The organism is Flagellimonas marinaquae (assembly GCF_003992675.1).
Taxonomy (GTDB): Bacteria; Bacteroidota; Bacteroidia; order Flavobacteriales; family Flavobacteriaceae; genus Flagellimonas; species Flagellimonas marinaquae.
Window position 1 is genome coordinate 72,706 of record NZ_RZMZ01000017.1, and the last position, 8,072, is coordinate 80,777.

At 43.1% G+C, this 8,072-nt stretch carries 8 protein-coding genes and 1 pseudogene; 3 read left to right on the forward strand and 6 right to left on the reverse strand.

Features of this window, described 5'->3' with window-relative positions; all coding sequences use genetic code 11:
• The first annotated feature begins 1 nt into the window (after position 1).
• Both EO130_RS15280 and EO130_RS15285 read left to right on the forward strand, forming a co-directional pair.
• Positions 2–1,336, forward strand: a complete 1,335-nt coding sequence (locus EO130_RS15280) for a dihydroorotase (RefSeq protein WP_127142471.1) — start codon at positions 2–4, stop codon at positions 1,334–1,336.
• On the forward strand, positions 1,337–1,789 hold the full coding sequence (locus tag EO130_RS15285; RefSeq protein WP_241244378.1) for a DUF4296 domain-containing protein: 453 nt from the start codon (positions 1,337–1,339) through the stop codon (positions 1,787–1,789).
• On the opposite strand, the gene EO130_RS15290 is transcribed toward EO130_RS15285, so the two are convergent.
• Positions 1,773–2,777: an NAD-dependent epimerase/dehydratase family protein gene (locus EO130_RS15290; protein WP_127142475.1), complete on the reverse strand. Its 1,005-nt coding sequence runs from the start codon at positions 2,775–2,777 to the stop codon at positions 1,773–1,775. The two genes, EO130_RS15285 and EO130_RS15290, sit on opposite strands and share 17 nt — an antisense overlap.
• An 85-nt stretch (positions 2,778–2,862) precedes the next feature.
• On the opposite strand from EO130_RS15290, the gene tyrS reads away from it, so the two are divergent.
• Positions 2,863–4,158: a tyrosine--tRNA ligase gene (tyrS, locus tag EO130_RS15295; protein ID WP_206513163.1), complete on the forward strand. Its 1,296-nt coding sequence runs from the start codon at positions 2,863–2,865 to the stop codon at positions 4,156–4,158.
• A gap of 32 nt (positions 4,159–4,190) precedes the next feature.
• Here tyrS and EO130_RS15300 read toward each other — a convergent pair whose 3' ends face one another.
• The 5 genes and pseudogenes from EO130_RS15300 to EO130_RS15565 form a co-directional block, all read right to left on the reverse strand.
• Positions 4,191–5,177 (reverse strand): LuxE/PaaK family acyltransferase, encoded by a 987-nt coding sequence (locus tag EO130_RS15300; protein ID WP_127142479.1) that lies wholly within the window; start codon positions 5,175–5,177, stop codon positions 4,191–4,193.
• A gap of 181 nt (positions 5,178–5,358) precedes the next feature.
• A complete protein-coding gene (locus EO130_RS15305) occupies positions 5,359–5,685 on the reverse strand; it encodes a T9SS type A sorting domain-containing protein (protein WP_127142481.1) in 327 nt (108 codons plus the stop codon).
• Positions 5,686–5,831: 146 nt separating this feature from the next.
• Positions 5,832–6,143 (reverse strand): T9SS type A sorting domain-containing protein, encoded by a 312-nt coding sequence (locus tag EO130_RS15310; protein WP_127142483.1) that lies wholly within the window; start codon positions 6,141–6,143, stop codon positions 5,832–5,834.
• A 171-nt stretch (positions 6,144–6,314) separates the two neighbouring features.
• Positions 6,315–6,827, reverse strand: coding sequence for a hypothetical protein (locus EO130_RS15315; protein WP_127142485.1), 513 nt, complete (start codon positions 6,825–6,827; stop codon positions 6,315–6,317).
• Positions 6,828–7,011: 184 nt separating this feature from the next.
• Positions 7,012–8,072: pseudogene (locus EO130_RS15565) on the reverse strand (hypothetical protein); the annotation flags it as partial.

Sequence of the window (8,072 nt, forward strand, 5' to 3'; positions counted from 1 at the left end):
TATGTCAAGAACCCTATTGAAGAATGCAAAGATTGTCAATGAAAACCGCATTTTTGAATCCGATGTGTTGTTGGATGGAGATTTTATTTCTCGAATAGACTCCGATATTTCAGATGCCAATGCTCAGGTCATCGATTTGGAAGGCGACCTTTTGTTACCAGGTATCATCGATGATCAAGTTCATTTTAGGGAGCCTGGGCTTACCCATAAGGGCACTATCGCCACGGAAAGCAGGGCAGCGATTGCGGGTGGCATAACTACCTTTATGGAACAGCCCAATACTAATCCGCAAACCACGACCATTGAAAAATTGGAGGAAAAATTTGCCATGGCGGCCAAAGATGCCTCGGCCAACTATTCTTTTTTGTTTGGGGGAACCAACGATAATTTGGAAGAATTAAAGCGACTGGACCGTAACGCCTGTTCCGGGGTAAAGCTGTTTCTAGGGTCTTCCACGGGGAATATGCTGGTGGACAACGAGGAGGTGTTGGAAAAGATTTTTAGTAATACGGATATGGTCATTTCCGCCCATTGCGAAGATGAAGGTACCATTAGGGCCAATATGGAAAAATACCAAGAAATGTACGGGGATGATATTCCCATAGAACTGCATCCCATCATTCGAAGTGCCGAAGCCTGCTACCTCTCATCCTCCAAAGCCATAGCCTTGGCCAAAAAGACAGGTGCCAGATTGCACGTGTTCCATTTATCCACAGGAATTGAGACCGATTTGTTCACCAACGAAATACCTTTGGAAAAGAAACAGATTACGGCTGAGGTGTGCATTCACCATCTTTGGTTTTCCGACGAGGATTATGCGACCAAAGGAACCCACATTAAATGGAACCCCGCCGTGAAGACCAAGACGGATAGGGAGCAACTTTGGCAAGCTCTTTTGGACGACCGCATTGATGTGGTTGCGACCGACCATGCGCCCCATACCTTAGAGGAAAAAGACAATCCCTACACCAGTGCCCCATCGGGCGGACCTTTGGTCCAACATGCCCTTTTGGCCATGCTCCAAAAGGAAAAGGAAGGAATCATCAGCTTGGAAAAAATGGTGGAAAAAATGTGCCATAACCCAGCGAAACTCTTTGACATTGATAGAAGGGGATATATTCGTGAAGGATACTATGCCGATTTGGTCCAAGTGGGCCAAAACGTTAAAAATGAAGTCAACAAAGCCAATCTTTTCTATAAATGTGGTTGGTCTCCTTTTGAAGGCGTTACTTTTGAATCCGAAGTAAAGCGCACTTTTGTAAATGGACATTTGGCTTACGATAACGGAACTTTTAGTTCGAAAAAAAATGCCAAAAGGTTGACTTTTAATCGGTAAATGATGAAGAAGGCTGTAGTGGTATTGCTAGGTTTGATGGTTTTGGTTTCCTGTGCCGAAAAGGTGGTGGAAGAACCAGAAAACTTGATACCCCAAGATCAAATGATCGAAATATTATATGATCTGTCCATTTTGAGTGCGGCCAAATCCGGGGCCAAACGACAATTTGATGATGCACATATTGATGTGATGGGATTCATCTATACCAAGTACAACATCGATAGCACCCAGTTTGCCGAGAGTGATTTATACTACGCTTCTTTGCCCACGGAATATCAAAAAATCTATCAGAATGTTGAGGCGATGCTGGAACGCAAAAAAGATACTTTGGAAGCCATCAGCAAACGTTTGAATGATAGTATCCGGGAGGCAAATCTGGAACGACGTGACTCTCTGCAGTTGGTCAAGGAAAAAAGAGTGGGTAAGAAAAAGGTTGCTACCGATTCCCTGTAAACATCTGACAGCAAAATGCGATTGACTCATCCATATCCCCAAAGGTAAAATCCAGTTGGGATTTGATTTTTTCATTACTGTAAAATTCCTCACGATAAAGCCCTTTTGCTACCGATTTGGGCAAGCGACTTCTTTTGCCAAAAACTGTGCTTCGGACCCAATCCCATCGCCAAAAGAGTTCCAACCAAAACTTAGGAATTACTTTTTGAGGGGGTTCCGCTCCCAATTGAGGGGCGATTTTCTTTAAAAGGGTCGCGTAGGTCATGTGTTGGTCAACCAAAATAAAGCGCTCCGTTTGTATGTTGGAATCCATTAAACGGGTCATGGCCTCGATTACATCGTTCACCGTTACAAAGGCAGTACTTCCTGGAATAACATATTTTTTTCCTTTGGAAGCATAGGTAAAAAAGCTACCGCTCCCCGATTTCCAAAAGCCAGGTCCTATCACCACCCCGGGATTCACAATGACTACGGACAGTCCTTCTTGTGAACCACGCCATACTTCCAGCTCTGCATCATATTTGGTAATTCCATATACCGTAGCATTTGTATCGTTCCATTCGGTATCCTCAGTGACTTTGTCTTGTTTAAGACTCGGGCCAATAGCTGCAATGGAACTCACATAGCACAGTTTTTTTACACCGTACTTTAGGGATAGATTTACAATGTTGGCGGTGCCTTGAACATTGGTCTGTTTCAGAAGTTTGTAATCCTTCGGGTCAAAGGAAATCAAGGCAGCACAATGGTATACCTGCGCTACATCTTTAAAAAGTGCGTCCAAACCGCCCAAAGTGGTGATATCGCCCTCTACCCAATCAATTTGTTCAACAAGTTGGGATGCGTTGTCCGAATAATATCCAAAAACTTTGCGAACCTTGTCGATGGACTCCTTTGTCCTGAAGTTGCTTCTCACTTTGTTTCCATTTTTCAGCAAATGGAAAAGTAAGTGGGAACCGATAAGTCCAGTGCCTCCTGTAACCAAAATCATAAAGTAAAAGTACCTATTTGTTGCGGAAATATGGAGCAAAATGCCAACTTCATTTTATATTTGCAGCTATTCCAAAAAACCGATCATGACGAAGAATTTTGTTCAAGAACTGCAATGGAGGGGAATGGTGCACGATGTGATGCCAGGAGCCGAAGAACACCTAATGGATGAAATGAGGGCTGCGTACGTGGGCATAGACCCAACGGCCGATTCGCTGCACATTGGCCATTTGGTAGGCGTTATGATGCTCAAGCATTTCCAATTGGCAGGCCACAAGCCTTATGCTCTTGTGGGCGGTGCCACTGGAATGATCGGTGATCCTTCGGGGAAATCCGCGGAGCGAAATCTCTTGGACGAAAAAACACTGCGCCACAATGAAGAGGCGCTAAAAGGACAGTTGAGCCGTTTTTTGGATTTTGAAAGCGGGGAGCCCAACGCCGCGGTTTTGGTGAACAATTACGATTGGATGAAGAACTTTTCGTTCCTGGCCTTTATCCGTGATGTGGGAAAACATATTACGGTCAACTACATGATGGCCAAGGATTCCGTGAAGAAACGGTTATCCTCCGATGCAAAGGAAGGGATGTCCTTCACCGAATTTACCTATCAGTTGGTGCAAGGGTATGATTTTTTGTACCTCTACCAAAACCATAACTGTACGCTTCAGATGGGAGGGAGCGACCAATGGGGGAACATCACCACAGGTACGGAATTGATCAGACGAATAGGGGGTGGAAAGGGCTTTGCCCTAACCTGTCCATTGATAACAAAGGCCGATGGTACCAAATTTGGAAAAACCGAAGGAGGGAATATTTGGCTGGATGCGGAGCGCACCTCGCCTTACAAATTCTACCAGTATTGGTTGAACACTTCCGATGAGGATGCAGAAAAATACATCAAAATCTTCACCTTTTTGACCAAGGAAGAGATAGATGACCTCGTGGAACAGCATAAAGAGGCGCCGCACGAAAGGGCACTTCAAAAGAAATTGGCAGAGGAGGTGACCGTTATGGTACATTCGGAGGAAGATTTGGAAAATGCCATTAAGGCCAGCGACATTTTGTTCGGTAAATCCACTTCCGAGGATTTAAAAAAATTGAACGAGAAAACCTTTTTGGATGTTTTTGATGGGGTACCGCAGGCCAGCATTTCAAAAGAAGAGCTTCAACCAGGCCTTGATATGATAGGCGCGCTGGCGGCAAAGACCGGATTTTTGGGCTCCAATGGCGAGGCTAGGCGAGAATTGAAACAGAACTCCATCTCGGTCAATAAAGAAAAGGTGAAAGAGGATTATCTGATCACAGCCACCGACCTTATCAATGACAAATTTGTCCTTTTGCAAAGGGGCAAGAAGAATTATTTTGTTCTTGTAGTGGAATAAATTGGAAGAGGCTGTCTAAAAAGCGCTCGAACTTAAAGCACCATCAAATTACAGCCCCGGATATCGGAATCATCAAAACGTCCCAATACCTCAAAACTGCCGTTGGCGTAGGTCTTTCCCAGATCTTGCGTCGCAATGAAGGAGCAAGAGTAAAGATTGGCCAAATCGATTACATTGATACCCCCGGTTTTATTATGGGCCTGTATGTTCAAAGGGTCTTCGGTATCCCGAGTAATGATTTTCATCCAAGGTGGCGTTTGGAAAATACCATTGCCCTTGGAATAGGCTTGGGATAAAAGCTCGGTCATCCCATATTCGGAATGGATCCTATCAACACCCAACCCTTGGGTTAGGATGTGATGGAGTTCTTCACGGATAAGTTCTTTGCGACGCCCTTTCATGCCCCCAGTTTCCATTACAATGGTTTTCTTTAGTCTCATGGGAAATTGCTCGGCCAAGTCCAAAAGAGCAAACGACACGCCTATCAAAAGGGTTTTCGTATTCCTTTGTTCCAGTTTAAGTAGTTTTTGATGGAGTTCAGCAAGGTTGTGAAGGTAAAATCCGCTGTCAGGGTGATTCGATTTTTTGATGAGATCATCGACCATATAAATGAGCGAAGAACCTTCCCTCTCCAAATAGGAGGGCAACAATGCCAAAATGCAGATTTTTTCGGGAGCTCCATAGAAACTCTCAAAAGCCTTGAGAAAACTTTCTTCATACAATTTGATATCTGGCACCAAATGTTTGCTGGTGGTGCTTTGTGTGGTGCCACTACTGGTAAAAATGGTTTTCGCCTCTTTTAGGGTAGAAAGCACTTGATGTGTTTTGAAGAAAGAAATTGGTAAAAAGGGGATGTCCAAATGGTGTAAAACCGTATCTGGAGTTTTTTTCAGGTGATGACAAAAGCGCCTGTACACCGCATTGTTCTCAAATTGAAAGCGAAAGACATCCAGTGCCACCTCGTTAAATTCGTTGGTATGGGCTATACTGAAAATCCGATGGGTCTCAAACTGTTTCATCCTAGGGCAAAAGTACCCAAAAATAAAAAGCGGCTGTCTAAAAAGCAGTTTACCTGTCAGTTCGAGCGCAGTCGAGAACTTAAGACACATTGATAATCAATGGGTTTCGACTGCGCTCAACCTGACAAAGCTCAAATTTTACCGCTTTTTAGAAAGCCTTTTAAAAATGATGAAGTTTGGTTTATTTGACGACCAGCTTTCTGGTCATTGTTTTTTTGCGTTCGGTTACTTGGAGCACATAAACACCTGGCACCAATCGTGAAATGTCCAAAGTGTTGGTTGTGATACGGCTGGTGAGGACCACTTCTCCAAAAACGTCATAAATCTTGATATCTTTCACACCGTTGGTTTCGGTGGTAATATAAACTTCGTTCCCATAAGCGGGATTCGGGTACATCTTAAAACCCTTTAGCTCTTGTACCGGTTCGTTGTTCACGGTAACTAAGTCTTGACCGAAAGAAAACAAAGGTAAAGCCATAAGTAGTAATACAAAGTAGATTTTCTTCATATGCGCTGATTTGGGGTCTATGTGCAGTATAAAAGTAGGCCAACGCTACGATTTGAGCCATTTTATGTTGTGAAAACACTAAAATGGGTGGTAAAGCGTTGATTGTTGTGGTTTGGTAGATGGATGTTTTGGGAAAAAGTACGGAACTATTTCACAATGAGCTTTCTAGTCGCAACTTTGTTGTACTCGAACACGCGAAGAATATAGACGCCTTTGTCCAATTCCGAGAGGTTGAGTTCCTTGCCTAAAATGGTGGTTTGTAGAACTTGTGTGCCCAAAACATCGAAGACCAGAATTTTTTTGGGTGCGTTGAGCGTGGTTTCTATGTACACCTTGCCTTGGGTAACCGGATTGGGATAGAGCTTAAACCCGTCAATGTCCGCGCTCGACCTTGCGTTTTCCTGAGAAAACCCAAGCGTGCAGACAAATAATAACATGACGAGGTAAAAGTGCTTCATAGGTTAATGGTTACAATGGCCATGCCACAAATATATAAAAATTGCAATGCGAAATCGGAACCTTTTGACAAATAGGGGATTACTTTTCGATGAAATGTAAGCTGTAGTCAATATCCGATAAATGAAACTGGCAGTTATTTTTATCCGACACGAAGAAAAAAAGGTGTTTCCTTATTGGTTTAAACCTAGAAAATCTACCATTTCTTGATAATTTCTTGTGTCAAGCTCACTCCTTGTCAAGCCAGATATACTCGAAGGTTTTACGGCAATGATATTCAGTTCTTTGAATTCTAATTTGTTTCCGTATGGTGTTGGGCTATCAAATTTTTCAGCAATTATGACAAGTTCCAAACCATTACTTCTGGAGTAATAGACTTTTAGGTTTTTTTCAATTTGTAAGTTTGGAACAGGAAACCAAGTTTCAGATTCTATGTCCGCCGATTTATAGAATGGCAAAAGCAATAAGGGTTCGGCATTGGATAAACCATATTCATTTTCCGGTATAACAATATCCAAGGTTAAACTATCTGTAAGGTCGTTTGCTCCGAGTACAATCAAGGCAGCATCTTCGGTTACAACACTTTCTTGTGCAGATTGTCCATTGCTATTGAAATCATCTTCATTCGAGCATGATATGAATAAACTTAGGATTATGATATTCAATAAGAAAGATTTTGTTTTCATGGGTGTTTTAAATTAGTAACCTACGCTGAGCGAAACGCATAAATCGTTAGATTGATAAATTTTTGAAAGAAAAATTATGCATTCAAGTTACTAATAAACGTAGTGTAACGATGTTATTTTATTGTTATAATAAAAAAAGCCCCCGAATTACCGGGGGCTATTTTTTTAAGCTAATAACAGCTAATTAGTTGGTTGCCCAGCTAAAGGCGGCTACATCTACCGTAGCAGCGGCATTGTATGTCTCAGCTGGATCAGCAGTAGCTCCTTCGATTTGAACGTTGGCCAAAGGACCGTTGTCGCTCATCAATACGGAAGTATCGTAACCAGTTAGTGAAAGTCCAGTAATGGTTGCACCAGATTCTTTTTTGAACTGAAGTGCAGTACCACCAACAGTAGAAACAGCAGTCAAATTAACCAAACTCGGGTTTTCGTTAGCACCATCGGCCTCAACCACAGTGGAGAAACCAGCAGTGTGGAGTACATAAGCGTTGGTCAATGTTCCGTTCCAACCTTCTGTCCAGTCGATAGCGTCGTCTTCGTTGTTTTCCAAGTAGAAGTTGGAAGCGGAAACGGTTCCACCGAAGAATTCGACACCGTCATCAGTACCGTTCAAGATAGCAACGTTGTCAATGGTGGTACCAGAACCTACGGCGTAAAGCGATAGTCCGTTGTACTGTGACTCGGAGTTAATCTGTGCACCAGCATAGTTGATGATCAAGTATTCAATACTACCCGAATTGTCGTCATCTTCTGTACCACCGTAGATGATACCACCTACTTCGGCTTCAGCATCAACACCTTCGGTAGTGGTTGCTTTACCAGCTATTACCAAACCGCCCCAGTCACCTGGAGTTTCGTTGGAAGAAGTCATTACAACAGGGTTCGCAGCAGTACCTTGAACATTGATGGTACCACCTTTTTGAACTACGATGTAGGTATTGGTTTCATTCCCACCTTCAACATCAGCAATGATGGTTGTACCAGCTGGGATATTCAAAGTAGCACCATCTTCTACGCTGAAAGATTGGTTCAAGAAATACGTAATAGATGGATCCAAAGTCAAGGTAGTTGATAGCGAACCGGTCAAAGTTGCGGATTGAGCTTCTGCATTTCCAGTTGCCCAAGCAAAATCGTTGATATTTACCGTTGCAACATTTTCGTAGGTCTCAGCGGGGTCAGCGGTTGCGCCGTCGATTTGAACGTTGGCCAAAGGACCGTTGTCGCTCATCAATACTGAAGTGTCGT

Bases quoted from the DNA above. Each gene is read 5' to 3' on its own strand.
- EO130_RS15280 (WP_127142471.1), top strand. From the start codon at position 2: ATGTCAAGAACCCTATTGAAGAATGCAAAGATTGTCAATGAAAACCGC.
- EO130_RS15285 (WP_241244378.1), top strand. From the start codon at position 1,337: ATGATGAAGAAGGCTGTAGTGGTATTGCTAGGTTTGATGGTTTTGGTT.
- EO130_RS15290 (WP_127142475.1), bottom strand. From the start codon at position 2,777: ATGATTTTGGTTACAGGAGGCACTGGACTTATCGGTTCCCACTTACTT.
- tyrS (WP_206513163.1), top strand. From the start codon at position 2,863: ATGACGAAGAATTTTGTTCAAGAACTGCAATGGAGGGGAATGGTGCAC.
- EO130_RS15300 (WP_127142479.1), bottom strand. From the start codon at position 5,177: ATGAAACAGTTTGAGACCCATCGGATTTTCAGTATAGCCCATACCAAC.
- EO130_RS15305 (WP_127142481.1), bottom strand. From the start codon at position 5,685: ATGAAGAAAATCTACTTTGTATTACTACTTATGGCTTTACCTTTGTTT.
- EO130_RS15310 (WP_127142483.1), bottom strand. From the start codon at position 6,143: ATGAAGCACTTTTACCTCGTCATGTTATTATTTGTCTGCACGCTTGGG.
- EO130_RS15315 (WP_127142485.1), bottom strand. From the start codon at position 6,827: ATGAAAACAAAATCTTTCTTATTGAATATCATAATCCTAAGTTTATTC.